This window comes from Hydrogenophaga sp. T2 (assembly GCF_049843535.1).
Taxonomy (GTDB): Bacteria; Pseudomonadota; Gammaproteobacteria; order Burkholderiales; family Burkholderiaceae_C; genus Hydrogenophaga; species Hydrogenophaga crocea.
Genome location: NZ_JBBHZJ010000004.1, coordinates 42,381 through 66,845, shown reverse-complemented (window position 1 = coordinate 66,845; position 24,465 = coordinate 42,381). Strand labels below are relative to the sequence as shown.

General features: G+C 66.7%; 29 protein-coding genes. 9 read left to right on the top strand and 20 right to left on the bottom strand.

The features are described from left to right. The first annotated feature begins 47 nt into the window (after window positions 1–47). Genes WDZ95_RS10425 through pgeF form a run of 3 tightly spaced genes read left to right on the top strand, consistent with a single transcriptional unit; the run spans window position 48 to window position 2,605 of the window. A complete protein-coding gene (locus WDZ95_RS10425; RefSeq protein WP_425778170.1) occupies window positions 48–1,154 on the top strand; it encodes an alkene reductase in 1,107 nt (368 codons plus the stop codon). A 39-nt stretch (window positions 1,155–1,193) separates the two neighbouring features. Next, the gene (maiA, locus tag WDZ95_RS10420; RefSeq protein ID WP_425778168.1) at window positions 1,194–1,835 is read left to right on the top strand and encodes a maleylacetoacetate isomerase; all 642 of its coding nucleotides are present in this window, start codon (window positions 1,194–1,196) and stop codon (window positions 1,833–1,835) included. Continuing rightward, entirely contained in the window at window positions 1,835–2,605 is a 771-nt protein-coding gene (gene pgeF / locus WDZ95_RS10415; RefSeq protein WP_425778166.1) for a peptidoglycan editing factor PgeF, read from the top strand. Before maiA ends, pgeF begins: the two co-directional genes overlap by 1 nt. Here pgeF and WDZ95_RS10410 read toward each other — a convergent pair. Continuing rightward, window positions 2,525–2,821, bottom strand: coding sequence for a hypothetical protein (locus tag WDZ95_RS10410; protein WP_166226328.1), 297 nt, complete (start codon window positions 2,819–2,821; stop codon window positions 2,525–2,527). The genes pgeF and WDZ95_RS10410 overlap by 81 nt on opposite strands. A 116-nt stretch (window positions 2,822–2,937) precedes the next feature. On the opposite strand from WDZ95_RS10410, the gene WDZ95_RS10405 reads away from it, so the two are divergent. From WDZ95_RS10405 to phbB, 3 genes are read left to right on the top strand one after another with little or no spacing between them, the layout of a single operon-like run. Continuing rightward, the gene (locus WDZ95_RS10405) at window positions 2,938–4,746 is read left to right on the top strand and encodes a PHA/PHB synthase family protein (protein ID WP_425778163.1); all 1,809 of its coding nucleotides are present in this window, start codon (window positions 2,938–2,940) and stop codon (window positions 4,744–4,746) included. Window positions 4,747–4,780: 34 nt separating this feature from the next. Next, the gene (locus WDZ95_RS10400) at window positions 4,781–5,959 is read left to right on the top strand and encodes an acetyl-CoA C-acetyltransferase (protein ID WP_425778161.1); all 1,179 of its coding nucleotides are present in this window, start codon (window positions 4,781–4,783) and stop codon (window positions 5,957–5,959) included. Window positions 5,960–6,010: 51 nt separating this feature from the next. Continuing rightward, window positions 6,011–6,748, top strand: a complete 738-nt coding sequence (gene phbB, locus WDZ95_RS10395) for an acetoacetyl-CoA reductase (RefSeq protein ID WP_166226334.1) — start codon at window positions 6,011–6,013, stop codon at window positions 6,746–6,748. A gap of 96 nt (window positions 6,749–6,844) precedes the next feature. On the opposite strand, the gene WDZ95_RS10390 is transcribed toward phbB, so the two are convergent. Together WDZ95_RS10390 and WDZ95_RS10385 are read right to left on the bottom strand one after the other, a co-directional pair. Further along, a complete protein-coding gene (locus WDZ95_RS10390) occupies window positions 6,845–7,486 on the bottom strand; it encodes a hypothetical protein (protein WP_425778159.1) in 642 nt (213 codons plus the stop codon). Continuing rightward, entirely contained in the window at window positions 7,483–7,965 is a 483-nt protein-coding gene (locus tag WDZ95_RS10385) for a type III secretion system chaperone (RefSeq protein ID WP_425778157.1), read from the bottom strand. The genes WDZ95_RS10390 and WDZ95_RS10385 overlap by 4 nt, the downstream gene beginning before the upstream one ends. A 150-nt stretch (window positions 7,966–8,115) precedes the next feature. Here WDZ95_RS10385 and WDZ95_RS10380 point away from each other — a divergent pair, with 150 nt between their 5' ends. Beyond that, entirely contained in the window at window positions 8,116–9,321 is a 1,206-nt protein-coding gene (locus tag WDZ95_RS10380) for an HD-GYP domain-containing protein (RefSeq protein WP_425778155.1), read from the top strand. A gap of 194 nt (window positions 9,322–9,515) precedes the next feature. On the opposite strand, the gene WDZ95_RS10375 is transcribed toward WDZ95_RS10380, so the two are convergent. The 16 genes from WDZ95_RS10375 to WDZ95_RS10300 all read right to left on the bottom strand — a co-directional run bounded on the left by WDZ95_RS10375 (window position 9,516) and on the right by WDZ95_RS10300 (window position 20,341). Next, window positions 9,516–10,259: a DUF1828 domain-containing protein gene (locus tag WDZ95_RS10375; RefSeq protein WP_425778153.1), complete on the bottom strand. Its 744-nt coding sequence runs from the start codon at window positions 10,257–10,259 to the stop codon at window positions 9,516–9,518. Beyond that, window positions 10,256–10,648, bottom strand: coding sequence for a hypothetical protein (locus WDZ95_RS10370; RefSeq protein WP_425778151.1), 393 nt, complete (start codon window positions 10,646–10,648; stop codon window positions 10,256–10,258). Before WDZ95_RS10370 ends, WDZ95_RS10375 begins: the two co-directional genes overlap by 4 nt. A 319-nt stretch (window positions 10,649–10,967) precedes the next feature. Next, window positions 10,968–12,863, bottom strand: a complete 1,896-nt coding sequence (locus WDZ95_RS10365) for a hypothetical protein (RefSeq protein WP_425778150.1) — start codon at window positions 12,861–12,863, stop codon at window positions 10,968–10,970. Between the two features lie 47 nt (window positions 12,864–12,910). Next, a complete protein-coding gene (locus WDZ95_RS10360) occupies window positions 12,911–13,330 on the bottom strand; it encodes a hypothetical protein (RefSeq protein WP_425778148.1) in 420 nt (139 codons plus the stop codon). A gap of 20 nt (window positions 13,331–13,350) precedes the next feature. Beyond that, window positions 13,351–14,643 (bottom strand): phage major capsid protein, encoded by a 1,293-nt coding sequence (locus tag WDZ95_RS10355; protein WP_425778146.1) that lies wholly within the window; start codon window positions 14,641–14,643, stop codon window positions 13,351–13,353. Then, on the bottom strand, window positions 14,640–14,999 hold the full coding sequence (locus tag WDZ95_RS10350; RefSeq protein WP_425778144.1) for a RuvA C-terminal domain-containing protein: 360 nt from the start codon (window positions 14,997–14,999) through the stop codon (window positions 14,640–14,642). The genes WDZ95_RS10355 and WDZ95_RS10350 overlap by 4 nt, the downstream gene beginning before the upstream one ends. After that, window positions 14,996–15,157 carry a hypothetical protein gene (locus tag WDZ95_RS10345; protein ID WP_425778142.1) on the bottom strand — a complete coding sequence of 54 codons (162 nt, stop codon included), beginning with the start codon at window positions 15,155–15,157 and terminating at the stop codon, window positions 14,996–14,998. The genes WDZ95_RS10350 and WDZ95_RS10345 overlap by 4 nt, the downstream gene beginning before the upstream one ends. Next, window positions 15,154–15,408 (bottom strand): hypothetical protein, encoded by a 255-nt coding sequence (locus WDZ95_RS10340; protein WP_425778141.1) that lies wholly within the window; start codon window positions 15,406–15,408, stop codon window positions 15,154–15,156. The genes WDZ95_RS10345 and WDZ95_RS10340 overlap by 4 nt, the downstream gene beginning before the upstream one ends. A 535-nt stretch (window positions 15,409–15,943) precedes the next feature. Next, window positions 15,944–17,344, bottom strand: coding sequence for a primase-helicase family protein (locus tag WDZ95_RS10335; protein WP_425778139.1), 1,401 nt, complete (start codon window positions 17,342–17,344; stop codon window positions 15,944–15,946). Beyond that, a complete protein-coding gene (locus WDZ95_RS10330; RefSeq protein ID WP_425778137.1) occupies window positions 17,341–17,550 on the bottom strand; it encodes a hypothetical protein in 210 nt (69 codons plus the stop codon). Before WDZ95_RS10330 ends, WDZ95_RS10335 begins: the two co-directional genes overlap by 4 nt. Next, window positions 17,547–17,741, bottom strand: a complete 195-nt coding sequence (locus tag WDZ95_RS10325; protein WP_425778135.1) for a hypothetical protein — start codon at window positions 17,739–17,741, stop codon at window positions 17,547–17,549. Before WDZ95_RS10325 ends, WDZ95_RS10330 begins: the two co-directional genes overlap by 4 nt. Further along, window positions 17,741–17,953, bottom strand: coding sequence for a helix-turn-helix domain-containing protein (locus tag WDZ95_RS10320; protein WP_425778133.1), 213 nt, complete (start codon window positions 17,951–17,953; stop codon window positions 17,741–17,743). The genes WDZ95_RS10325 and WDZ95_RS10320 overlap by 1 nt, the downstream gene beginning before the upstream one ends. A 120-nt stretch (window positions 17,954–18,073) precedes the next feature. Then, entirely contained in the window at window positions 18,074–18,613 is a 540-nt protein-coding gene (locus tag WDZ95_RS10315) for a hypothetical protein (RefSeq protein WP_425778131.1), read from the bottom strand. A 142-nt stretch (window positions 18,614–18,755) separates the two neighbouring features. Continuing rightward, entirely contained in the window at window positions 18,756–19,007 is a 252-nt protein-coding gene (locus WDZ95_RS10310) for a hypothetical protein (protein ID WP_425778129.1), read from the bottom strand. After that, entirely contained in the window at window positions 19,004–19,276 is a 273-nt protein-coding gene (locus WDZ95_RS10305; RefSeq protein ID WP_425778127.1) for a hypothetical protein, read from the bottom strand. Before WDZ95_RS10305 ends, WDZ95_RS10310 begins: the two co-directional genes overlap by 4 nt. A gap of 30 nt (window positions 19,277–19,306) precedes the next feature. Next, window positions 19,307–20,341, bottom strand: coding sequence for a tyrosine-type recombinase/integrase (locus WDZ95_RS10300; protein ID WP_425778125.1), 1,035 nt, complete (start codon window positions 20,339–20,341; stop codon window positions 19,307–19,309). A gap of 174 nt (window positions 20,342–20,515) precedes the next feature. Here WDZ95_RS10300 and dusA point away from each other — a divergent pair, with 174 nt between their 5' ends. Further along, window positions 20,516–21,532, top strand: a complete 1,017-nt coding sequence (dusA, locus tag WDZ95_RS10295) for a tRNA dihydrouridine(20/20a) synthase DusA (RefSeq protein WP_425778123.1) — start codon at window positions 20,516–20,518, stop codon at window positions 21,530–21,532. Here dusA and WDZ95_RS10290 read toward each other — a convergent pair. Continuing rightward, a complete protein-coding gene (locus WDZ95_RS10290) occupies window positions 21,529–22,185 on the bottom strand; it encodes a GntR family transcriptional regulator (protein ID WP_425778121.1) in 657 nt (218 codons plus the stop codon). The two genes, dusA and WDZ95_RS10290, sit on opposite strands and share 4 nt — an antisense overlap. Window positions 22,186–22,300: 115 nt before the next feature. Between WDZ95_RS10290 and scpA the strand changes: the two genes are divergently transcribed. Beyond that, a complete protein-coding gene (scpA, locus tag WDZ95_RS10285; RefSeq protein ID WP_425778119.1) occupies window positions 22,301–24,457 on the top strand; it encodes a methylmalonyl-CoA mutase in 2,157 nt (718 codons plus the stop codon). Window positions 24,458–24,465: the final 8 nt, after the last annotated feature.

Below are 24,465 nucleotides of genomic sequence, written 5' to 3'. Positions count from 1 at the left end.
GCCGGTTCGCGGCCCTGGCGGGCCGCATCCGTTTCAAGGAGAACCCGATGACCACCCTGTTCGAGCCCACCACCGCCGGCGACCTGCGCCTGAAGAACCGCGTCGTGATGGCCCCGCTCACGCGCAACCGCGCGCCCAACGCCGTGCCCACGCCGCTCATGGCCACCTACTACCGCCAGCGCGCCAGCGCCGGCCTGCTGATCACCGAAGCCACCGCCATCAGCCACCAGGGCCAGGGCTATGCCGACGTGCCCGGCTTGTACGGCGCCGACCAGATCGCGGGCTGGAAGCAGGTGACCGACGCGGTGCACGCCGCGGGCGGCACCATCGTGACCCAGCTCTGGCACGTGGGCCGTGTCTCGCACACCGAGCTGCAGCCCGGCAAGGCCGCGCCCGTGGCGCCGTCGGCCATCGCGGCCAAGACCAAGACCGTGCTGATCGTGGACGGCAAGCCCAGCTTCGTGGACACCTCCACGCCGCGCGCGCTCGAGCTGTCCGAACTGCCCGGCATCGTCGAGGACTACCGCCGCGCGGCGCTGGCCGCGATCGAGGCCGGCTTCGACGGCGTGGAGGTGCACGCGGCCAACGGCTACCTGCTCGACCAGTTCCTCAAGACCGGCGCCAACCAGCGCACCGATGCGTACGGCGGCTCCATCGCCAACCGCGCGCGCCTGCTGCTCGAGGTGGTGCGCGCCGTGACGGGCGCGATCGGCGCCGGCCGCACGGGCATCCGCCTCTCGCCCGTGACCCCGGCCAACGACGTGGTGGACGCCGATCCGCAGCCGCTGTTCGAGCACGTGGTGCGCGAGCTCGCCCCGCTGGGCCTGGCCTACATCCACGTGATCGAGGGCGCCACCGGGGGCCCGCGCGAGGTCGATGGCCGGCCCTTTGACTACGCCGCGCTGCGCCAGGCCTGGCGCGCCGCAGGCGGGCAGGGCGCCTGGATGGTCAACAACGGCTACGACCTGCCGCTGGCCGAGCAGTCGCTGCGCGACGGCGCCGACCTCGTGGCCTTCGGCCGCCCCTTCATCGCCAACCCCGACCTGGTGGCGCGTCTGCGCAGCGGCGGCCCGTTCAACACGCCCGACAAGAACACCTTCTACGGCGGCGGTGCGCAGGGCTACACCGACTACCCCACGCTCGCCACGGCCTGAAGCCGCGACCGGCCCCCGGGCGGTTTATCCTCGGGGGCCATGAAGCTCTACAACTACTTCCGCTCCTCCGCCTCGTTTCGCGTGCGCATCGCGCTGCACCTCAAGGGCCTGCCCTTCGAGTACGTGCCGGTGCACATCGCCAAGGGCGAACACAAGCAGGCGGCCTGGGCCGGGGTGTTGACCGAAGGCCTGGTGCCCGCGCTGGAGCTCGATGACGGCACGCGGCTCACGCAGTCCATGGCCATCATCGAGTACCTCGACGAGACCCAGCCCGGTGCGCGCCTGCTGCCCGCCGATGCGCTGGGCCGAGCCCGCGTGCGCGCGCTGGCGCAGATCGTGGCCTGCGAGATCCACCCGATCAACAACCTGCGTGTGCTCAAGTACCTCACGCGCGAGCTCAAGGTGGAAGACGAGCCCAAGAACGTCTGGTACCGCCACTGGGTGCGCGAAGGCCTGGAAGCCTTCGAACGCCAGCTTGCCGCCGGCCCCACGGGCCGCTTCTGCCACGGCGACACGCCCACCCTGGCCGACTGCTGCCTCGTGCCGCAGATCTTCAACGGCCAGCGCTTCAACACCGATTTCAGCGGCCTCACGCGCACCATGGCGGTGTTCGATCAGTGCATGCAGCACGAGGCCTTCCAGAAGGCGCAACCCTCGGCCTGCCCCGACGCCGAGGCCTGATGGCCGAGGGCAGCGCCTTCGCGCCCGACTGGCCTGCGCCCGCGGGCGTGCGCGCGCTGTGCACCACGCGCGCGGGCGGTGCCTCGGTGGCGCCGTTCGACCGCTTCAACCTCGGCGACCACGTGCGCGACGAGCCGGCCGCCGTGGTCGCCAACCGCGCCGCACTGGCCCGGCTCACCGCGCCAGCGCGGCCGGTGTTCCTGCAGCAGGTGCATGGCACCGCGGTGCTGCACCTGGGACCTGAGACCCCCGATGGCGCCGTGGCCGACGCCGCGCTCGTGACCGTGCCCGGTGTGGCCGCCACCATCATGGTGGCCGATTGCCTGCCGGTGCTGTTCGCGCACGGCTCGGGGCGGGCGGTGGCGGCCGCGCACGCGGGCTGGCGCGGCCTGGTGGGCGGGGTGCTCGAAGCCACAGCCGGCGCGCTGCGCGAGGCCGTGGGCCCGGGTGAGGTGCTGGCCTGGCTCGGCCCGGCCATCGGGCCCACGGCGTTCGAGGTGGGTGACGAGGTGCGCCAGGCCTTCGTGGCCGCCGATCCCGCAGCGGCGGGGCATTTCAGGCCGCACGAGACGGCCGGCAAATGGTGGGCGAACCTGCCCGGTCTGGCGCGCCAGCGGCTCGCGGCCGCGGGCGTGGCCGCGGTGCACGGCAACGACGGTGGCCCTGGCTGGTGCACCGTCGGCCAGCCCTCACGGTTCTTTTCGCACCGGCGCGACGCCGCCCGCCTCGGCAGCACCGGCCGTTTCGCGGCCTGCGTCTGGCTGGGCTGAGGCCGCGGCGCGGGCCGCGTCCTGCGCGGCCTCCTGCGCCCGGCGTTCGCGCCGCCGCTGGGGCGTGCGCATCACGTAAACGATGATGGCGACGGGCACAAGACCGTAGAGAAAAAAGGTCACAATGGCCCCGAGCACCGAACCGGTCGTGTTCATGGCTTCGGCCACCGACATCATCAACACGACATACATCCAACCAATCACGATCAGGTACACGGCTTGCTTTCTGTGTGATCTGCGTCAAGTCCCTGAAAGGCGGCGCAGGGATACTTCGACCCACCAAGAGACAAAGGCCGAACTGTAGGCCACCGGCAATCGCCGAGGAGACACGCATGGCATCGGGCAAACCAGACCAGACCCCCGACTGGGCGCAAGCCGCGCAGCAGTTCCAGCAGAACCTGGTGCAGCAATGGGCACAGCTGGCACAGGCCTTCCCGGGCGCCGCGGCCATGCCCGCCCAGGGCGCCGACCCGCTGGCCGCGTTCCGGGCATTCATGCCGGCCGGCCAGGCCGCCTCGCCCCTGGGCTTGCCCGCGCTCGGCGAGCTGTTCCAGCAAGCGGGCGGGCAGGGCGTGGGCATCGACCCGGCGCAGCTGCTCGAAATCCAGCAGACCTACCTCAAGGAAGCCGCGGCGCTGTGGAACCAGGGCCTCACGCCCACGCCCGCGGGTGACCGCCGCTTCGCCGGCGAGGCCTGGGCGCAGAACCCGCTGTCCTCGTTCACCGCGGCCGTCTACCTGCTCAATGCGCGCACGCTCATGGCCCTGGCCGACGCGGTGCAGGGCGACGCCAAGACGCGCGCGCGTGTGCGCTTCGGCGTGCAGCAGTGGATCGACGCCAGCGCGCCGAGCAACTTCCTGGCCTTCAACGCCGAGGCCCAGAAGAAGGCCATCGAGACCCAGGGCGAGAGCATCGCCAAGGGCGTGGCCAACCTGCTGCACGACATCCGCCAGGGCCATGTGTCCATGACCGACGAGAGCGTGTTCGAGGTGGGCAAGAACGTGGCCACCACCGAAGGCGCCGTGGTGTTCGAAAACGAGCTGTTCCAGCTCATCGAATACAAACCGTTGACCCCCAAGGTGTATGAGCGGCCCTTTCTGCTCGTGCCGCCCTGCATCAACAAGTTCTACATCCTCGATCTGCAGCCCGAGAATTCCTTCATCCGCTACGCGGTGGAGCAGGGCCACCGCACCTTCGTGGTGAGCTGGCGCAACCCCGACGAATCGCTGGGCCACAAGACCTGGGACGACTACATCGAGGACGCGGTCATCAAGGCCATCGACACCGTGCGCGACATCAGCGGCGCGGCCGACATCAACGCGCTGGGCTTTTGCGTGGGCGGCACCATGCTGGGCACGGCGCTCGCCGTCCTCGCGGGCCGCGGCGAGAACAAGGTGCACAGCGCGACCTTCCTCACCACGCTGCTCGACTTCACCGACACCGGCATCCTCGACGTCTTCATCGACGAGAACTTCGTGAAGTACCGCGAGCTGCAGTTCGCCAACGGCGGTCTCATGCCCGGCCGCGACCTCGCCACCACCTTCAGCTTCCTGCGCCCCAACGACCTGGTGTGGAACTACGTGGTGGGCAACTACCTCAAGGGCGAAACGCCGCCGCCCTTCGACCTGCTGTACTGGAACTCCGACAGCACCAACCTGCCCGGGCCGTACTACGCCTGGTACCTGCGCCACATGTACCTGCAGAACGACCTCGTCAAACCCGGCGCGGTCACGGTGTGCGGACAGAAGATCGATTTCCGTCGGGTCAAGCTGCCGGTCTACATCTACGGCTCGCGCGAAGACCACATCGTGCCCATCGGCGGCGCCTACGGTGCCACGCAGATTTTCCCGGGCAAGAAGCGCTTCGTCATGGGCGCCTCGGGCCACATCGCGGGCGTGATCAACCCCGCGAGCAAGGGCAAGCGCAGCCACTGGACCAGCAGCGGCACCCAGTTCCCCAAGGACGTGAAAGACTGGATCGCCAACGCCACCGAGCACCCGGGCAGCTGGTGGACCGACTGGTCTGCGTGGCTCAAGCCCCAGGCCGGCAAGCAGATCGCCGCGCCCAGGGCCTATGGCCGCGGCAAGGCCTACGCCGCCATCGAACCCGCCCCGGGCCGCTACGTGAAGGCCCGGGCCTGAGTTTTCTCACCATCGCAGACCAACGGAGAACCCCATGGAAGACATCGTCATCGTCGCCGCCGCCCGCACCGCCGTCGGCAAGTTCGGCGGCACCCTGGCCAAGACCCCGGCCACCGAGCTCGGCGCCACGGTGATCAAGGCGCTGCTCGAGCGCACCGGCCTGCCCAACGACGCCATCGGCGAAGTGATCATGGGCCAGGTGCTCGCGGCCGGCGTGGGCCAGAACCCCGCGCGTCAGGCCATGATGAAAGCCGGCGTGGCCAAGGAAACGCCGGCGCTCACCATCAACGCGGTCTGCGGCTCGGGCCTCAAGGCCGTGATGCTCGCGGCCCAGGCCATCAACGCCGGCGACAGCGAGATCGTGATCGCGGGCGGCCAGGAGAACATGAGCGCTTCGCCCCACGTGCTCAACGGCAGCCGCGACGGCCAGCGCATGGGCGACTGGAAGATGACCGACACCATGATCGTGGACGGCCTGTGGGACGTGTACAACCAGTACCACATGGGCATCACGGCCGAGAACGTCGCCAAGGCGCACGGCATCACGCGCGAGATGCAGGACGCGCTCGCCCTGGGCAGCCAGCAGAAGGCCGCGGCAGCGCAGGAGGCCGGCCGCTTCAAGGATGAGATCGTGGGCGTGAGCATCCCGCAGAAGAAGGGCGATGCCCTGGTGTTCGACACCGACGAGTTCATCAACAAGAAGACGAATGCCGAAGCGCTCGCGGGCCTGCGTCCGGCCTTCGACAAGGCCGGTACCGTGACCGCGGGCAACGCCAGCGGCATCAACGACGGCGCGGCCGCCGTGGTGGTGATGAGCGCGAAGAAGGCCGCGGCCCTGGGCCTGAAGCCGCTCGCGCGCATCGCGGCCTTCGGCACCAGCGGCCTGGACCCGGCCACCATGGGCATGGGCCCGGTGCCGGCCTCGAAGAAGGCGCTGGCGCGCGCGGGCTGGAAGGCCGCCGATGTGGACCTGTTCGAGCTCAACGAAGCCTTCGCCGCCCAGGCCTGCGCGGTCAACAAGGCGCTCGACATCGACCCGGCGCGCGTGAACGTGAACGGCGGCGCCATCGCCATCGGGCACCCGATCGGTGCGTCGGGTTGCCGCGTGCTCGTGACCCTGCTGCACGAAATGCAGCGCCGCGACGCCAAACGCGGCCTGGCCGCGTTGTGCATCGGCGGCGGCATGGGGGTTTCCCTTGCTGTGGAGCGCTGAGCCCACGGCTAGCATGGGTTCGTTTTCCTAAACAAGACTGGAAAGGTCATCATGGGTCAGAAGGTTGCATACGTCACCGGCGGCATGGGCGGCATCGGCACCGCCATCTGCCAGCGCCTGCACAAGGAGGGCTTCAAGGTCATCGCGGGCTGCGGCCCGACGCGCGATTACCAGAAGTGGCTCGACGAACAGAAGGCGCTGGGCTACACGTTCTATGCCTCGGTGGGCAACGTGGCCGAATGGGATTCGACCGTGGCCGCCTTCGGCAAGGCCAAGGCCGAACACGGTTCCATCGACGTGCTCGTGAACAACGCGGGCATCACGCGCGACCGCATGTTCCTCAAGATGACGCGCGAGGACTGGGACGCGGTGATCAGCACCAACCTCAACTCCATGTTCAACGTGACCAAGCAGGTCGTGCCCGACATGGTGGAAAAGGGCTGGGGCCGCATCATCAACATCAGCTCGGTCAACGGCGAAAAAGGCCAGGCCGGCCAGACCAACTACTCGGCGGCCAAGGCCGGCATGCACGGCTTCACCATGGCGCTGGCGCAGGAGCTGGCCAACAAGGGCGTGACGGTGAACACCGTGAGCCCGGGCTACATCGGCACCGACATGGTCAAGGCCATCCGCACCGACGTGCTCGACAAGATCGTGGCCACGGTGCCCGTGAAGCGCCTGGGCGAGCCGAGCGAGATCGCGTCCATCATCGCCTGGCTCGCGGGCGACGAGGCCGGTTATTCCACCGGCGCCGACTTCTCGGTGAACGGCGGCCTGCACATGGGCTGAACCCCCTGCGCAGCTTCCCAACAAAAACGGCGGCCTTGTGGGCCGCCGTTTTTGTTGGCACGGGTTCCGGCCGAGGGTGGACCGGGTGTGCGGGGGTCAAAGGGGGGTGGCGTGATCGGCGTCGCCTTCGGGCGCTTCGGGCGCTTTGGGCGTGCTGTCCAGCAGCCGGGCGTAGGCGGCGTAATCGATGGAGGGGGTCGGCTGAACCAGGGCAGTGGCGGCCAGTTCCGCATCGGCATCGGCGACCGTGCGCGTCGGTGCGGGCTGCGGTTCATAGCCGGCCACGTACTGGCGCAGGTGCGCCGGGACTTCGCCATTCTCCAGGCCAACGGCATGGGACGGCGGTGGAACCTCTGCCGCCGGTGGCTCGCTGGGGGACGGCATGAAGCCGGGTCTGGATGGCTGCTGCGGGCCGGTGCTTGACGTTCGGTGCGGGCGATGGTGCACCGGGGGACGGAAGTCGAGGCGCGGTTCTTTCCGGCTGAAGCGCGGCTCAGGCGCTGTGGACATCAGCAGGTCGATGGGGAAAGGCGGCGCGAGCAGCTCTTGAATCAAGCGTTGCACGGCCAGCTGCGCGAGCACGAACGACAACGGCGGTGGCATCGAAGCCAGGCCATCGCGTGTGAAGACGATCTTGAAGGACGGGGCCGCCGAGAGCCTGGGCGTGGGCAGACCGCGGAAGGCGGAGAACGCAGGCGGGCTGCGGTGCAGGACTTGAAGGCTGGAAAGGGGTCTCATGCGGGGGGGTGCTTGGGGTTGGTGGGAGGCGTGGTGGGGGCTGAGCCGGGATGTGGGGGCAACGCCGCCAGGCAGGTGTGCCAGTGCTCGGCCAGCCCGACCAGCGAGCGCAGCGCATCGCGCAGATCGCTCAGGCCCAGGCCGTCGACCGGCAGATCCCGCACCAGGTACAGGACGCGGTCCTGCGGGTCCAGGGCCATGCGTGCGCCGCCGTTGTCGCGACCGAACAGGCTGAAACCGAGCAGGGTTTCGAGCACGCCGTTGGGGGTCTGGGGTTCGAGGGGGCAGACCACCGTGAGCAGTTCGAGCCTGGACGGGGCGTCAAACCAGTTCAGCACGACCTGGGAGGCGTCGTGGAAGGTGATGGCCCAGGTGGCGACGTCGTCCTGCGCCACCGCGGCGATGTCCTCGCCATGCGGGCCGATGCCCTGCAAGAGCCAGGACACGGGCACGGGCGGGACGGGGCGGGGCGCGGGCATGGGCGGCGGCTTGAACAGGACCGGTTTGGGTGGCCGACGGCTCTCGACGGTTCCAGCCCGCCCGTTGCGGCCCGGTTTCGCTGCGTTTTGCGGCCTTTTGGTGCCGGTATTCCGGCGTTTGGCCTGCGCCCTCCTGCCTACAGTGCCGGTATGTACCGGCCATTGCCCCTCGACTCGATCGCGCTCAACCAGCCCGTTCCCGTGAACATCTGGGACCCCAAGGGCGTGTTGTTGCTTCGCAAGGGCGAGACCATCACCTCGGAGCAGCACCGCAGCACGCTGATGCTCCACGGGCCGCTCGTGCTCGCAAGCGACTGGCAAAGCGCCAGCTACGGCTACACCACCGCGCTGGACCGCATGGTGCGCAGCAACGTCTCGCTGAGCCGCATCGCCCAGGTGAACGTGATGGGCGTGTCGGCCGAGGCGCCGTCTGCGCGCGAGGACCGGCCCGTGACCGAGGCCTGGGCCGATCTGCACGCGTCGCTTTCGACCCTGCTGCTGCAGGGGCCGAACGCCCACCACTTTCTCGAGCGCCTGCACAAGGTGCAGGCCAGCGGCGAGCTGCTGTGGCAGGAGCAGCCCGACAACAGCCTGCTGGTGCTGGTGCAGATGCTGTTCGACCCGGCCGTGACCTACAGCGCCACCCATGCCTTGCTCTCGGCCTGCCTGTGCGCGCTGGTGGCGCCGCTGGCCGGGCTCGACGACACGCAGCGGCGCGCCGTGATCCTGGCCGCGCTCACCATGAACGTGGGCATGACCCGTGAGCACGACGAAATGGCGCGCCAGGCCGGCCCGCTCACGTCGCCGCAGCGCAAGACGGTGCGCGAACACCCGCAGCGCGGCGTGACCCTGCTGCGCGAGGCCGGCGCGAGCGACGCCGAATGGCTGCGCCTGGTGGCCCAGCACCACGAACGCCCCGATGGCACCGGCTACCCCACAGGCCAGCGCATCGACCGCATCACCCACCGCCTGCTGCAGATGGCCGACGTCTACGTGGCCTGCATCAGCCCGCGCAAGAGCCGCGGCGCGCAGCTCTCGCAGCAGGTGGCGCGCGAGCTCTACATGGGCGCGCAGCGTGGCCTCGACCCGCTGGGCGCGCACTTCGTGAAGTGCGTGGGCTTCTACCCGCCGGGCAGCTTCGTGCGGCTGGTCAACGACGAGATGGGCGTGGTGATGCGCCGCGGCGAGAAGGCCAACACGCCCAAGGTGTTTTCGCTCGTGGGCAGGCACGGCATGCCGCTGGGCGAGCCGGTGCTGCGCGACACGGCCGACGCCGCTTTCGCGGTGAAGGAAAGCCTGCCGCCGGGCGTGGTGAAGGTGCTGGTGAACCCGGCGCGGCTGATCGCGCGCTGCTGAGGCCCCCGGCTGGGATAATCCGGCCATGTCTTTGCCCGCCTCGCCGTCCCCCTGGCGCCTGTCCGTCGCGCCGATGATGGATCGTTGCGAGAATTCAACAACGGCGCGGGTCTCAGAGGCGCCATGTGCATTGCATGTGCACTCTCAGACATGAAGAAGCCCGCTCGCGGCGGGCTCGGTGGGGGAGGGTGGGGTCAGTGTTCGACCCGCGATTGCCTCTCAAGCGAACTGAAGGGCATGACAGTTGCCAAGGATTGGAGCACCTTGGATTCCTTGTCTGCGGCCTCCGGGTCTCTCCTGTCGTCAATGACCACCAGCGGGTCAAACCCCCGATTCTCCGGTAGGTTGTGAATGTCCACCAGTTTGTGCAGCAGGCTCGAAACGCTGTTCTGGTGTGAGCCAACCGCGACCACAGGCCGGCCGTCGAGCAGAAAGTCGAGTTTGTACGACTTCTTCGTGATGCCTTCGAAAGGGGGCTCAAACGTCAGATCGGCAGTGGGCTTCCAGGCCCGGAGTGCTATGGCGACTTCCTGCACAAAGATTGAGGTATCGGTGTCCTCACCTTCCTGCCCCTTCTCCCAGGCCGCAATCGCCAGCATTGAGGACAAAAACCGAGAGAACGCCACGGGGGCAGACTCCATGCTGGCCCATGTCTCAATCTCGCCGCTTTCGCTGAAAACGGCTTGGTGCGCGTTGGCAATGTTGGTCAGGAAGGCGGTGTGCTTCCTGTTCTCGATCTTGACGCCCCGGCCCATGAAGTGCCTCAATGTTGCGCCGTCATCGAAGAACCTGACTTGACCATTCACAAACTCGATAAACACCGGCAGCGAAGCGCCATCCTCAAACTTGAAAGGGGTATGCACGAGCGCGACCTGACCGCTGTCCGAAAGCGGTAGGCAGTCATAGCCCAGCAGGTTGGTGAGTTTGTCGCAGATCATGGTTTGAGCCTGAACTCGGAAGGATCTTCCAGAGGAGGCAAGAACTGTATGTTCGTCCGCTGACAGAAATAGTCAAGCGCGTCGTGGAACGACCACGCCAGCCAGTCTGGGGTTCCATACTCTCGCTCGTCTCCTATGTGTTCGTGCGCAAAGTCGTGCCAGCTCTTCGGTTTTCTGGCGACCTTGTTCAGGTGCATCTGATACACACGCTCGGTCGAGGCCCCTCGTTTGCGGAACACCGAAAACTTGAACTCGATCAGATTCGTCTTAGGCGGAACGGCAAACGACAGCTCGACGAAAAGCCCGGATCGTGTTCCGTCTTCCCGGACCAAGCCACATGCACAGCGCTGCAGGTACGGCTGAATCCTCTCTGTCTGCCAATCGGGCATGTCCTCGCAGACGTGGCGTTGTGAAAGCAGGGCCTCTGCTTCAGTTCGAGATATGTCCCTCATGGTGCCGGCATCACCCGGCCGACAGGTCGTAGACGGCCCCCTGCGCGTCTTGGCACTCTCTTGTCATCTTCATGCATTGCTCCTCTGCATCTTTCGCCACTGCCACGGCGCGATCGGCTCTGCATCTCCCCACAGGCCGACTGGTTCCTGCCGAGCGGCATCCTCTGCCTGCTTGTTAGCCGGGTCGGTGTTCCCCGGGTCGGTCAGGTACTTAGTGTAGACCCCGGCCAGTCCCGCGCGGGCTTTTTGTTGCCTCCTACCCCGGCACACCCCCGTACTTCATGCTGCGGTTCAGGCTCGACGCGATGCGCGCCTCAGAGCCGGCCACCGCTTGCCGAACCATGGAGACCGACGCCACGTCGCCGATGGTGAAATGCTGGTGCACCACCACCGACTGGCCCCCGCCCTTGGTGTGGTCGATGATGGATTCGTTCGGGTGCACCATGGCCAGGAAACCGCCCTTACCGTCCATGCCGCCAGTGCGCGGTCCACTCCCCGTGTAACCGCCACCATCGAAGCTGAAAAGGTTCTTGAAGAAGCCAGAGACGGCATTGCCGAGGGGTTCGGTCACAGACTTGCGCAGAGCGATTCGCAGGATGTCCTGCCCCAAGCCCTCGATCACCTTGCTCAAGCTCTCGCCCTTGACGATCGCATCCTCGAAGGCGCTGCTGAACGCCAATCCGAACTCTTCGGCGAAGCCCTTCGCTTCTTTGGTCTTCTCTCCCACCAGGTTGAGGCGGCGGGTCACGGCTTCCAGGTACTCGGATTCGTTGATCGTGTTCTCGCTCAACGCCCTGGCCAGGGCTTCCATGTCCTTGCGCTGCTCGTCGACCTCGCTGTCACGCAACAAGGCCTCCAGGCGCTCCTGGTACTTGATGAACTCGGAGGTCTTGTCAGCCGCCGCGCCAGTGCTGCCGATCAGCTTCTTCATCGCCGAGTCGTAGTCTTCCTGGCTGATGCCTGCAGAGAAATACAGCTCGTCGAGCTTGCGAAGGGTGTCCGCGTACTCCCTCGCCCTGTTGACGTCGCTTTCTTGGAGCAATTCGCCGGCGCGCTGGGTGATCTTGTCGTCGTAGGTCAGGCCGTTGAACGGGGTATCACGCGCCGGTGTTGATGCCTGCGGAGCCCGAGCGCTCGGCGGAATCACCACGCTCTGCCGCCGCATGAGCCTGGCCGTCTCCGCCTCGCTTTGGTTGTTCGGGTTCGACACGTTGCGCAGCCGCATGATGGCGTCGATCTCTTTCTTGATCGAGTTCACGCGTTCCTGCGCTTGGCGCGCTCGGGCCGAGTCCAGCGCCGAGCCACCGGACCGAGCCGCGGCGAGATCGTTTTCTGCGCGCAGGAGGTCGTCGGTCAGCTCGACCAGCCGCTTGCTGTTCTTGAAGTCGTCGTCACCGAACAGCAGCACACCACCTGCCGCAAACAAACCCGACTCGCGATAGGCCTTGGCGGCGGCGTTGATGGCCGTCACGATGTCGATGCTCACCACCCGGGCGAAGTCCTCGCCGTTCTTCTGCAGCTTGAACAGCTCCTTGTTGAAGCGGTCGGCCTCTTCAGCCTGCTGTGACGTGATGGTCGCGTTCAGCTTGCCCGCTTCGGCCAGGTCTTTCAGGAACGGCGCAGCCTCGCGAACCGACTTGCCAAACAACTCCTGAACCGCGCGAGCCTTGTTTCCGTCATCGGCGAACCCAGCGAGCGCGCGCGCCGTGCGCTGCAGGGCCTCGGCAGGGTCAATGCGCCGCAGTTCCTCGGCACTCAGGCCGATCGCCCGAAGCGTCTGCGCCGCACCGCTGTTCGGGTTGGTGTCGTTCAGCACCTGGTTGAACTTCACCAGCACGCCCGACACGGTGTCGAGGTTCGCCCCGGTGTTGCGAGCGACGTTCTCCAGCGCGCTGATGCTTTCGATGCTCGCGCCAGTGGCGTCGGCCACGTCGTTCAGGGCGTCAATCGCGTTGTTGGCGTCGCGCACAAAGCCCGCGATTGCTCCGACTGAAAAGCCGGCCGCCAGCGCCGCGAGGCCGCCCTTCGCGATCCCGAAGGCCTGCGCCATCCGGTTGGACTGCTGCTCGGCCGAGTCGGCCACGCGCTTCAGGTCTTTCTCGAAGCTCGCGACCTTGGCGACCAGGTCGATGGAGAGAGTTGCCAATGGCATGGGGTGATCCTTTCAGAAAGGTGAAAGGGGCCCGAAGGCCCCTCTCGTCAGGCCGGCGGGTTCGCCGTGGGCCCCATGGCGGGGTGCGACAGGATCGCCACGGCCGCCAGCAGCGCGGCGGACGCGTTGCCCACGGGCGTCACGGTGAGCCGCGTGTAGCGCTTGTCACCCCTGTAGCCCAGCTTGCGGCACTCGTTGTCGTCGTCGAACTGGAAGCCCGCGAGCGCCTCCGTGCCGATCAGGTTGTCGTCCGCCACCGCGGTGAAGCCCGAGCCGGCGGCATCCGACTCCTCGAGCAGCACCGTGAAGGTGGCGTCGGCATCGGCGATCGAGCCGGTGGCGATCACGTAGGTCAGGCTGTTGAAGCCCTGCAGGTCGACAACCTGGCCGACCTGCGGCGTGTTGTCGGCGACGGAGGCGGGGGAGATCACGCGCTTCACGTCGATCTTGTTCATGAGGTCTTTCATGGCTCGCTTCCTTTCTTCGATCAGACGGAGACGCGCACCAGCTTGAACGCTTCGGTGTTACTCACGGCGCCACCGACACGGCGGTAGCTGTAGAGCAGCACATGCGGCTTGGCGGTGTACGGGTCGGGCAGGTACTTGATGCCGGGCTTCTCCACCATGGTGTAGGCCCGCTGGAAGTTGCCGAAGGCGATGGGGAAGGCGTTCGCCGACACGTCGGGCATGTCCTCGTCGATCTCCACCGGGTAGCCGAGCAGCGTGGAAGGCTGGCCAGCGATCAGGGACTCGGTCCAGATGTAGCGGCCCTCGAGGTCCTTGTACTTGCGCAGCGTGCCGGCCGTGGTGCGGTTCATGAGCCACACCGCGCCATTGCGGTACTGGGGCTTGAGCGAGGTGGTGACGTCGATCAGGAAGTCGTGCGTCGTGCCCAGGGCCGAGGCCTGCCCAGTCACGATGTGCTGCACCTGGCCCCAGATGCGGGTGGCGTCGCCCGCCGCGGAGGTCGGGTAGCTCAGGATGCCGCGCGGCTTGGACACACCGTCACCCGCGTGGAACGCTGCCGATTCCTTCGCTCCGAACGATTCGCCGATCTTGGTGGCGAACCAGTCCATGACGTTGAAGCCCGAGAGGTCGACGGTCTTCTGCGACACCTTGGGCATCGCATAGATCTCGTGCACCGGGCAGCTGAACAGGTTGAGCTTCGGCGTGGTGGTCTCGGGGCGGGCCGAGGTTTCGCCGATCCACACCGCTTCGGCCTGCTCGCGGTCGATCACCTCCTCGAAGGTGTCGGTCCCTTCGTCGAGCGGGATCACGCGGGCCAGGCGGCGCAGCGGCGAGATCTCCAGCATCACGCGGTTGAAGACGCGCGAGAACATGGTGTCGACCAGGTAGCCACCGTCCGGGTTCGAGCCCGAGCTCATGGCCTTGGCCTCGATGAAGTGCAGATTGGCCTTGGTCTTGTCGCCAGCCAGGAGCGCACGGTAGCCGGCTTCCATGGCCCTGCGGTCCAGGTTGTCCGGGGCTTCGCCGGTCGTGTGGTATGCGCCCGGGCGTGCCGATCGCGTCTTCATCTGCTCGAGCTCGCGGCGCAGCCCTTCGACTTCATCGCTGTGGCGCTTCTTGAAGTTCTCGACGTTGCTCGCGATCTCGGCCAGAGCATCCTCGATGCTGCCGACAGTGCCGGCGGCCAGGGGCAGCATGCCGAGGCCGGCGAGCACTTCGGGCGCGATGATGGGATGGCCTGCGATCGCCATGCAGGCCGCGGTGGCGAGTAGCGCCAGGAAGCCCCAGAGCAGGGGGCGGGGAATGGAGTTCATGATTGCCTTTCGTCTAACAGTCGGTTGATTCGCTCAATGAGCGCTTCGGTGCTGTCCGTGTCGTCGGCATGCTCGGCTTGCGCCAGAGCCTTGAACCCGCGAGCCGCGATCTCCCTCGCCTGGCGCTTGCTGTAGCCCAGCATGCGCAAAGCTCGTTCGAACTCGCGTTCGGTCTTGGGGGGAGAAGGGTCGGGGGTTCCCGGCTCTGTCAGTCCATGATCGTCGCGAGAGCAAACCGCGTGTCCCGATGACACGTCCGTTTCCTTCGCGCCTATGGACCCGCCACCGGCTTGAGGGGCGTCCGACGGCATCCCACCGTCGAACGATGTCGTGAATTGTGAAGGCTCGTCGTTCAACGTGCAACCTCGTTGAAGTAGCGCGACGCGATCTGTGTCGCCTTCGAACGCGACAGGCCGCATTCCCGGCACAGCTTCTGCAGCCTGCGCTTCTTGCGCGCCAGGCGCACCGCGCGGGGCTCCTTCGCCTTTCTCACCAAAACCATCAGCCAGCTCACAGCGGGCCCCCTTGCGTGAGGTTGTGCAGTGCACCCTGCATGCCCAGCGCGCCGCGCACACGGTCGATCACCAGGCCCAGCATGTGGGTGGCCAGCAGCTCCTGGTCGCTGGTCGAGCCGGTGAGCAGCGCCCTGATGGCCGTGCTCAGCTCCTGCATCTCGGCGGACTCTGCCGGCGGCACTTGTTGCCCGTCCATCTGGCTGCGGGTGAAGTCGGTGATGGTCTTGATGGCTTGCTCGATGGTCTTCATGGTCTTGTCCTCTTGATTTGCTGAATATTCAAATTGCCCTGTTTGGGGCTGGAAGCCGCGCGCGCACTGGGCTCGCGGGGGATTTGCTGATTTGATTGAGTTCTAAAGGGGGATTCGTTCTGTGCGTGCGGAGCTGAGTGGTTTCGATTTCCCTGCCTTCCAGAGATCGAAGGCCGCCCCCACCTTTTTGGCTCTGAAACTACGGATTTGTGGTTGCTGTGCTAACCGGTCGGTCCCGGTCGACCAACCCCAGAGATCGAGGCGCCCGCCCAGCGCAGTCGGTGAGCCCGTGTGGGGAAAAGCTGGAACTGAGTCCCACCTTTTTTGGTTATGCGTAGCGGTGGAGGCGGAACGGATCGGTACTGACCAGGCGGTCGCCGAGATCGCCCCGGCCCCGCCCCTGGTCGGTGTGGTCGGTGAGGTCAGTGGTTTTCCATTGCGCTCACACAGATTCCAGCCATCCAGATATGGACAGCAAAGCGTGTGCACGCGAGGAAATGTGTGGGTGCAATGGAAGATCACTGACTACACCTACTCAGCTGACCTTGCGCGCTGCCCGAACCTGCTCGGCGACCGGAAGCGATCGACGTGCATAGATGGCCTGGCGCCTGCCTGCGACCTTGAACAGGCCGTCGTCGGCGTCGGGGTTGCGCACCGGCACATAGCCCACCCGTTCGAGACGATGGGGTAGGGCGCGGCGGTTCCTGCGGTCCTTGAGTTCATCGGCCAGGCTGAGCATGCGCAGCGACTCTGCGCTGTCGATCAAGTGCTGCAGGGTCAGTGCGTCGGGGTTACCGAGCTGGTCGATCACGTCGCGCAGCTCTCCCGACTCGGGGGATTCGCCAGCCTGCACCACGGCCCAGAATGCCGCGGTCTTGGGTGGCGGGGCCTTGGGGTCGAATCCGCTGAGGTCGAGCTGGCGCAGGTAGGCGATCACGTGGCCGATGCCGCCATTGGGCAGTCCGTCACTGCTTGCATACCACCCATAGAGTCGGGTCCAGTAGTCGGCGCTGAAGTCCTCGCGCCGCGCCTCGCTCCAGGCCACGAAGTGCCGGCGATCATCCGCGGGCAGGTAGAGGCCGTCCGTCTTGTGGTTCGTGGTGATGACCACGCCCATCGTGTTGACCACGTAGTGCTCGCGCAGGTGCTTCTCGTCGACGCGAATCACGTCGGGCGGCGCCGCGATGTAGGTCTTGGAGTGGTCGTAGAAGGCGAAGCGGTCGACGTCGCCCAGGTCGCGCGCCTCGCTGATGCGCAAAACCACGGCCTTGGCCCAGCCGTTGAAGCGCCCCAGCATCTGGGCCGGGGAAATGTCCTGCCAGTTCCACGGGCCCACGCCGGCCTTGATGGGCTCGAGGATGGTGTCCTTGCCGATACCCTGGGTGCCCCCAAGAACCAGCGCGTGGTTCACTTTGTCGCCAGGGAACTGAACCCGGTGCGCGAGCCACCGCTCGATGTGCCAGGCCTCGGCCGGATACACCCGGTAGAGGTGGTCAATCCATGGCTGTGCGAGGTTGGCGAATCCTTCGATCTCCACAGGCGGGCGGTACAGGTTGAACACCGTGGCACCTGCGTGCGGGGCCCAGCCGGACACCTGCATCACCCGGTCGGTGATCAGCATGTCTTCCCCTGGGTGCCAGGTCATTTGCTCGATCGGACGGTTGCGGTCGAGCCAATCCGAGGGGCGGATCTTCTTTTTGGGGCCCGCGGGAATCGCAGGCAGCCGCCCGTTCACACTGGTGGCGGGCCACAGTTCGCGGGTGGGAACGAACAGGTACTGATGGCTCGGCATGTGGGCATAGAAGTCGCCCAGGTTGATGCCGGCATGGTCAGGCGGCAGGGTGGCCTCGGGTGGCATGGCTTCGATCCGCTTGCGCGAGCGCCGCGCCTTGGGCCCGGGGGCCAGCTCGTCGAAGACTTCGAGGGTGCTGCTCACTTCTTGTACCTCCAGCCGCGGGCGATCAGGCGCTCGCGTAGCGACTGCTTGAGGTACGCCTCGAGCCAGGCGCGGTGTTCCGGCCACCGCGCGCCGTGGGCTTTCTCCAGGATGGCGAGCTGGCGCTCGTACCAGGCCTGGGCCTCGGCGCGCATCTGCTCGGGGGTGAGGCTCTGCGCGTCAGGGGTGCGCGTGGTGCTGCTCACTGCGCGGCCCCCACCTGTTTGGCGAAGGCGGCCAGGTCATCCAAGGTCGCGCAATAGCGGCTGAGGTTCCAGCGAGCCACCAGCCAGCCCCCGGCGATGGTGTCGTGCACCTGAAAGCCCCGCAATGCCATCTGAGCCTTGAGGGTCGACAGGCGCTTATTCGTCAGCGCCTCGGCGAATTCGGCGGCCATCACAGCACCGCCTTCCCGGGCACTTCGGCGCGCTCGCGCGTCAGGGCCTCGAGGTGCTTGGCCACGGCCTTGTTCGGATACAGGTAGCGCCGGCCGAGCCGGATGTAGGCAGGCCCCGTGCCGCGCTTGCGCCACGCCTCAACGGTGCCAGGGGTGGCATTCGCGAGGAGGGCGAAATCTTCCTCGGTCATGCAATTGAGCTTGTCGGCCATCTGCCGCACACGCTCGTGTTCTGCTGCTTCTCTCATTCGGCCCATCCTTTGTCCGGCTGTGTACCGGGTGTCAACAAGATGGACGGGATTTGATTTCGCGCCGACTGTCAGCGCGACCACTTAGCGCGGCGCGGGTGGCGCCTTAAGTGGCTTCGGTGTGTTCCTGAGGATGACTTCGACGTCTTTCGCGTCTAGAACCGATTCTGTGGCGACGTTGCACCAGGCGGCCAGGGTGCCATGCTTGAGCCGCAGATTTTTGTGGCGGGCGATATACGAAAGCCAGCGCACGAAGGCCACTTCATTGGGCCTGCCGCGGTGTCGAGTCACGGCCCGAACTGCCTGACCTGCGCGGTGCTGCTTGAGCAGCTCGTCAGCGAGCGCGAGGATGTCCACCACGGATGTGGCGTAGGTTCCTGGCATCGAGTCATCAGGTACTTCGCGCCAGCCGATCAACAGCGAGGCTGGCGGAAGTCCACCACCAGATAGCTCTGTCAACGTGGCCCGCCCGCGCGGTAGCGGAGACCGCTCGATCGCGTCACGGAGGGTCCCAATCGCTCGACCGACTGCGTCGAGTGCCGCCACCTCCTCCTCCTGGGACTGACGACTGATCTCAACATGCGCCTGAGCCATTGCGTTCTGCGCCGCGGCGAACAGCACCATGGGACCGACCCCTGCTGGCCACAAGTCGGGATCGACTGATGCAATGGCACGGGTAGCCAGCGCACGCCAAGATTCGGGCGCGCGCTGGTTCCCCTGCAGCCAAGACTTCAGAGCCTCCGCACTCACATACGCCTCACTCGGCTCACACCGTCAGCCCCAGCTTCCTGGCGATCGCAGCTTCGTCGATCTTTTCGCTTTCGATCACGGTGTCGAACATCACATCGTTGAGCACATGAAGGCGCAGCACCAGCCCCCGAATGAGCCGCAGGTCGTCAGTACCGACATCGTCGCCGGTGAGCTTGCTGCGCAGCAGTTCGACGATTGCGGATGTCTCATGGTTGGCGTCTCTTGCGAGGTTGTGGCGCGATTCCGCGATGGTGACTTCGGCGCTCATGCTTGCACCTCGCCGAGTACGGCAATCTGCCTCTTCATCTCATGAAACAGCGTGTGGTTCTCGAGCAGGCCTTCGAGGAGGTCGAGCAGGTACTGTGTAGTGCACTTCTCCCCGCTGTCGTCAGGTTGCAGGTCGTTCGGGAGCCAGCTCTTGATGGCGCTGACCATCGCATAGGCTTGTTCGTCGCGTTGCTTGATGTCATCGAACAGGCGGCTGATGATGGCTCGCTGTTCGGCCAAAGCGTCGTTGGTAGAGTCTCGGGTAGCCATGTGAACCTCTCTCGTTCATGTGGTCAGGGATCAGGCAGCGTTGCCGCGCTGCTTGATCCCGCCTTTTGCCCTGCTCGACGGCGCAGGGCTTGCCGCTTTCTCGATAGCCGCCAGCACGTCCTCGGGCTTGACGGCGGTGTACCTGCGCAGCATCGCCCAGGTCTTGTGTCCGGTGAGCAGCGCCACCTGCGGGATCTGCAGGCCCATGCGGAAGAACTGGGCGGTGGCGCGGTGCCGTAGGTCATGGAAGGTCAGATCCTCGATCGGCGGCGTCGTGTCCTGACAGGCCCGCGTGAAGGCGGTCGACACCGATGCCGCCAGCACCCCGAACAGGCTGCCCTCGGTGCGGTCCGCGATCAGCGGCTCCACGATCGCCCAGGCGTCAGGGAGGAGGGGGACGGTCTGGTCGTTGCCAGCCTTCTGGCGCGGGTCCTTGCGGTCGCGGATCACCACGGTGCGCCGCTCGCGGTTGATGTCCTCCACCTGCAGCCGGCAGATCTCGCCCTGGCGCATCCCGGTGGCCAGCGCGAAGCGCACCAGCATCGGCATGTCGATGCGCTGGCGAGGCCGCGCGGCCCAGTGATCGAAAAGGCGCTGCAGCTCCTCGTCGGTGGGCTCGCGGTCGCGCTCGCGGCTGCGCGTGCTCAGCCCGCGGTGCTTGAGGCTCTCGCGCGCTTCGGTAGCCAGGTTCTCGGGGATGTCCAGCTTGCGCGCGTGACGCCCCCACTTGAGCACGGCCGAGAGGAAGCTCAGATCGGCCGCCACGGTCACGCCGCCGGCGCCGGCTTCGAGCCGGTCGTCAATGAAGTCGCGCAGCACGATGGAATTGAGGCTGGCCAGTTTGACGGCGCCGAGCTCGCGCTTGAGCATCTCGAGGGTGGCGGCCTTGGTCTTGCCCGGGTCGCGCGCCTGGGTGTCCAGGTACTTGTCGATCAGGTCGCCCAGGGTTGCGGTCTTTGGCACCGGCGCGAACCCCGAGGCGGCCACGTGCCCGAGCTGGCTCTCCACCACCATGGCCCAGTCCTTCGCCTCGCGCTTGGTTGCAAAGGTGGCGGCGCGGTACATGCCGGCCCGCCTAACCTGGGCTCGCCACTTTCCACTGGGTAGCTGGGACAATGTGGGCATTCGTGTGCAGTCTCTGTGCGTCCAATCGTGCATTCATCGTACACGCCTGATCTACTTTGTGTGCACCTCATGTGCACTCAGAACTGCACACAAGCCCAATCGGCCAGAAAACCGATGGAAAAAAGTCAATTAAATCAAAAGCTTAGTCCATGGCGCTTGTCCGTCGCGCCGATGATGGACTGGACGGACCGCCACTGCCGCTACCTGCACCGCCTGCTCACGAAGCACACCCTGCTGTACACCGAGATGGTGACCACGGGCGCGCTGATGCACGGCAGCGTGCAACGCCACCTGCGCTTTAATGCCGAGGAACACCGGGTGGCGCTGCAGCTCGGGGGCAGCGAGCCCGACGACCTGGCCCGTGCCGCGAAGATGGGCGAGGACTGGGGCTACGACGAGATCAACCTCAACTGCGGCTGCCCGAGCGAGCGTGTGCAGCGCGGCGCCTTCGGCGCCTGCCTGATGGCCGAGCCGCAGACCGTGGCCGATGGCGTGAAGGCGATGAAGGACGCGGTGTCACTGCCCGTCACGGTCAAGCACCGCATCGGCATCGACAAGACCGAGAGCTACGAATTCGTGCGCGACTTCGTGGGCACCGTGGCCGAGGCCGGCTGCGAGGTTTTCATCGTGCACGCACGCAACGCCTGGCTGCAGGGCCTGAGCCCCAAAGAGAACCGCGAGATCCCGCCGCTGCGCTACGAGCTCGCGCACCGGCTCAAGCGCGACTTTCCCCGGCTCACGATCGCGGTCAACGGCGGCATCACCACCAATGCGCAGATCGCCGAGCACCTGCAGCACGTGGACGGCGTGATGCTGGGGCGCGAGGCCTACCACCACCCCTGGCTGCTCACCACCTGGGACGAGGCCTTCTACGGCGACGCACCGAGCACCGTCACGCGCGAATGGGTGGAAGACCAGATGGTGCGCTACATGGAGCGCGCCCACGCCGAAGACGGCTGCCCGTGGTACGCGATCGCGCGCCACATGCTGGGCCTGCGCCACGGCCTGCGCGGCGCGCGCAAGTGGCGCCAGGTGTGGAGCGACCACCGCCTCAAGCCGCTGCCGCCGCGCGAGGTCTGGGCCATGGCCCAGGCGCACGTGAGCGACGAGCCGGAAGCCTTGCCGGCCTAGGTGGCGGCCTCGAGGCCGCTCGCGAAGTGTTCGCGCATGCGCTGCACCGTGAGGGCACCGTCGCGGGCCTGCAGCGCGGCCAGGATGGCCCGGTGCTCGGCCAGCGATTCTTCGATGCGCCCGGTCTTGAACAGCGAGTGGTGGCGGTTGAGCTTCATGACCTTGCGCAGGTCGCTCACCATCTGCAGCCGCCAGCGGTTGTCGGCCAGCTCCAGCAGCCGCAGGTGAAAGCGCTCGTTGACCGCGAAGAAGCGGTCGCGCTCGGCCTGGGCGGTTTCCAGTTCCTGGTGCAGGGCCGCGAGCTCGGCGATGGCCGAGGCCGGGGCGTGTGCCGCCACCTCGCCCGCGGCGTCGGCCTCGAGCAGCGACAGCAGGTGGTAGACGTCGCGCAGGTCCTTCTCGGACACTTCGGTCACGTAGGCGCCGCGGCGCACCTTCATGGTCACCAGGCCTTCGGCGGCCAGCACCTTGAGCGCCTCGCGCAGCGGTGTGCGGCTGATGCCGTATTCCTCGGCGAGCTTGAGTTCGTCGATCCAGCTGCCGGGCTCGAGCTCGCGGCGGAAAATGCGCTGGCGCAGCAGCTCGGCCACCTCTTCGTAGAGGGCGCGCGGGGCCAGCGAGGCCGCGGAGGTGGGGGCGGTGGCGGTGTCCATGCAGGCGCGCATTCTACGCGGACAAAAATTCTGCATCAATAATTATGAATGATGTAGACTCGCGGCCATTGCGCCGGAGCTCCCGGCGACCCTGCCCATTGCCTTTGCCACTGCCATGAGCCAACCCTCCGATGCCTTCAAGCGCGCCACGCTGACCGACTGGACCCAGGCCGCCGCCAAGTCCGCCCCTGGCGGCAACCTCGACGCGCTGACCTGGACCACGCCCGACGGCATCGCGGTCAAGCCGCTCTACACCGCGGCCGACCTGAAAGACCTGCCGTACACCGACACGCTGCCCGGCTTCGAGCCGTTCATCCGCGGTCCGCAGGCCACCATGTACGCGGTGCGGCCCTGGACGATCCGCCAGTACGCGGGTTTTTCCACCGCCGAAGAATCGAACGCCTTCTACCGCAAGGCCCTGGCCGCGGGCGGGCAGGGCGTGTCGGTGGCCTTCGACCTCGCCACCCACCGCGGCTACGACAGCGACCACCCGCGCGTGACGGGCGACGTGGGCAAGGCCGGCGTGGCCATCGACAGCGTGGAGGACATGAAGATCCTGTTCGACGGCATTCCGCTCGACAAGGTCAGCGTGTCCATGACCATGAACGGCGCCGTGCTGCCGGTGCTCGCGGGCTACGTGATCGCGGCCGAAGAGCAGGGCGTGGCGCAGGACCAGCTCAGCGGGACCATCCAGAACGACATCCTCAAGGAGTTCATGGTCCGCAACACCTACATCTACCCGCCCGAGCCGAGCATGCGGATCATCGGCGACATCATCGAGTACACCGCGGGCCACATGCCCAAGTTCAACTCGATCAGCATCTCGGGCTACCACATGCAGGAGGCCGGGGCCAACCAGGCGCTCGAGCTCGCCTTCACCCTGGCCGACGGCAAGGAGTACGTGAAGACCGCGATGGCCAAGGGCCTGGACGTGGACGCCTTCGCGGGCCGCCTCTCGTTCTTCTGGGCGGTGGGCATGAACTTCTACCTGGAGATCGCCAAGATGCGCGCGGCCCGCCTGCTGTGGTGCCGCATCATGAAGGGCTTCGGCGCGAAGAATCCCAAGAGCCTGATGCTGCGCACGCACAGCCAGACCTCGGGCTGGAGCTTGACCGAGCAGGACCCGTACAACAACGTGGTGCGCACCACCATCGAGGCCATGGCTGCGGTGTTCGGCGGCACGCAGAGCCTGCACACCAACGCGCTCGACGAAGCCATCGCGCTGCCCACCGAGTTCAGCGCGCGCATCGCGCGCAACACGCAGCTCATCATTCAGGAAGAGACGCACATCACGAACGTGGTCGACCCCTGGGCCGGCTCGTACATGATGGAAACGCTCACGCAGCAGATGGCCGACGCGGCGTGGGCCATCATCGAAGAGGTCGACGCCATGGGCGGCATGACCAAGGCCGTGGACAGCGGCTGGGCCAAGCTCAAGATCGAGGCCGCCGCGGCCGAGAAGCAGGCCCGCATCGACTCGGGCAAGGACGTCATCGTCGGCGTCAACAAGTACAAGCTCAAGAACGAAGACCCGGTCGAGATCCTCGACATCGACAACGTGAAGGTGCGTGAGCAGCAGGTGGCACGCCTGCAGCAGATCCGCGCCACGCGCGACAGCGCCGCCGTTCGGGCCGCGCTCGACGCGCTGACCGCGGCCGCCGAATCCGGGCAGGGCAACCTGCTCGACCTGTCCATCCGCGCCATGCGCCTGCGCGCCACCGTGGGAGAAGTCAGCGATGCCCTCGAAAAAGCCTTCGGCCGCCACCGCGCCGACACCCAGAAGGTGACCGGCGTGTACGCCGCCGCCTACGACAGCGCCGAGGGTTGGGCGCAACTGCAACAGGAGATCGCGGCCTTTGGCGAGCAGCACGGCCGCCGCCCGCGCGTGATGATCTCCAAGCTCGGCCAGGACGGCCACGACCGCGGCGCCAAGGTGGTGGCCACGGCCTTCGCCGACCTCGGCTTCGACGTCGACATGGGCCCGCTGTTCCAGACCCCCGAGGAATGCGCCCGTCAGGCGATCGAGAACGACGTGCACGCCGTGGGCGTGAGCACGCTGGCCGCCGGCCACAAGACGCTGGTGCCGGCCATCATCGCCGAGCTCAAGAAGCAGGGCGCCGACGACATCATCGTCTTCGTGGGCGGCGTGATTCCGCGCCAGGACTACGACTTCCTCTACGAGGCCGGCGTCAAGGGCATCTACGGCCCGGGCACGCCGATTCCCGCCAGCGCCAAGGACGTGCTGGAGCAGATCAAGAAGGCCGTCGCTTGAGCCTGGCC

Bases quoted from the DNA above. Each gene is read 5' to 3' on its own strand.
- WDZ95_RS10320 (WP_425778133.1), bottom strand. From the start codon at position 17,953: ATGGCCGACAAGCTCAATTGCATGACCGAGGAAGATTTCGCCCTCCTC.
- WDZ95_RS10360 (WP_425778148.1), bottom strand. From the start codon at position 13,330: ATGAAAGACCTCATGAACAAGATCGACGTGAAGCGCGTGATCTCCCCC.
- WDZ95_RS10385 (WP_425778157.1), bottom strand. From the start codon at position 7,965: ATGCCCGCGCCCCGCCCCGTCCCGCCCGTGCCCGTGTCCTGGCTCTTG.
- WDZ95_RS10405 (WP_425778163.1), top strand. From the start codon at position 2,938: ATGGCATCGGGCAAACCAGACCAGACCCCCGACTGGGCGCAAGCCGCG.
- WDZ95_RS10425 (WP_425778170.1), top strand. From the start codon at position 48: ATGACCACCCTGTTCGAGCCCACCACCGCCGGCGACCTGCGCCTGAAG.
- pgeF (WP_425778166.1), top strand. From the start codon at position 1,835: ATGGCCGAGGGCAGCGCCTTCGCGCCCGACTGGCCTGCGCCCGCGGGC.
- WDZ95_RS10325 (WP_425778135.1), bottom strand. From the start codon at position 17,741: ATGGCCGCCGAATTCGCCGAGGCGCTGACGAATAAGCGCCTGTCGACC.
- maiA (WP_425778168.1), top strand. From the start codon at position 1,194: ATGAAGCTCTACAACTACTTCCGCTCCTCCGCCTCGTTTCGCGTGCGC.
- WDZ95_RS10315 (WP_425778131.1), bottom strand. From the start codon at position 18,613: ATGGTGCTGTTCGCCGCGGCGCAGAACGCAATGGCTCAGGCGCATGTT.
- WDZ95_RS10375 (WP_425778153.1), bottom strand. From the start codon at position 10,259: ATGATCTGCGACAAACTCACCAACCTGCTGGGCTATGACTGCCTACCG.
- WDZ95_RS10370 (WP_425778151.1), bottom strand. From the start codon at position 10,648: ATGCCCGATTGGCAGACAGAGAGGATTCAGCCGTACCTGCAGCGCTGT.
- WDZ95_RS10300 (WP_425778125.1), bottom strand. From the start codon at position 20,341: ATGTACCGCGCCGCCACCTTTGCAACCAAGCGCGAGGCGAAGGACTGG.
- WDZ95_RS10305 (WP_425778127.1), bottom strand. From the start codon at position 19,276: ATGGCTACCCGAGACTCTACCAACGACGCTTTGGCCGAACAGCGAGCC.
- WDZ95_RS10390 (WP_425778159.1), bottom strand. From the start codon at position 7,486: ATGAGACCCCTTTCCAGCCTTCAAGTCCTGCACCGCAGCCCGCCTGCG.
- WDZ95_RS10400 (WP_425778161.1), top strand. From the start codon at position 4,781: ATGGAAGACATCGTCATCGTCGCCGCCGCCCGCACCGCCGTCGGCAAG.
- WDZ95_RS10340 (WP_425778141.1), bottom strand. From the start codon at position 15,408: ATGAAGACCATCGAGCAAGCCATCAAGACCATCACCGACTTCACCCGC.
- WDZ95_RS10380 (WP_425778155.1), top strand. From the start codon at position 8,116: ATGTACCGGCCATTGCCCCTCGACTCGATCGCGCTCAACCAGCCCGTT.
- WDZ95_RS10355 (WP_425778146.1), bottom strand. From the start codon at position 14,643: ATGAACTCCATTCCCCGCCCCCTGCTCTGGGGCTTCCTGGCGCTACTC.
- scpA (WP_425778119.1), top strand. From the start codon at position 22,301: ATGAGCCAACCCTCCGATGCCTTCAAGCGCGCCACGCTGACCGACTGG.
- phbB (WP_166226334.1), top strand. From the start codon at position 6,011: ATGGGTCAGAAGGTTGCATACGTCACCGGCGGCATGGGCGGCATCGGC.
- WDZ95_RS10310 (WP_425778129.1), bottom strand. From the start codon at position 19,007: ATGAGCGCCGAAGTCACCATCGCGGAATCGCGCCACAACCTCGCAAGA.
- WDZ95_RS10365 (WP_425778150.1), bottom strand. From the start codon at position 12,863: ATGCCATTGGCAACTCTCTCCATCGACCTGGTCGCCAAGGTCGCGAGC.
- WDZ95_RS10290 (WP_425778121.1), bottom strand. From the start codon at position 22,185: ATGGACACCGCCACCGCCCCCACCTCCGCGGCCTCGCTGGCCCCGCGC.
- dusA (WP_425778123.1), top strand. From the start codon at position 20,516: ATGGAAAAAAGTCAATTAAATCAAAAGCTTAGTCCATGGCGCTTGTCC.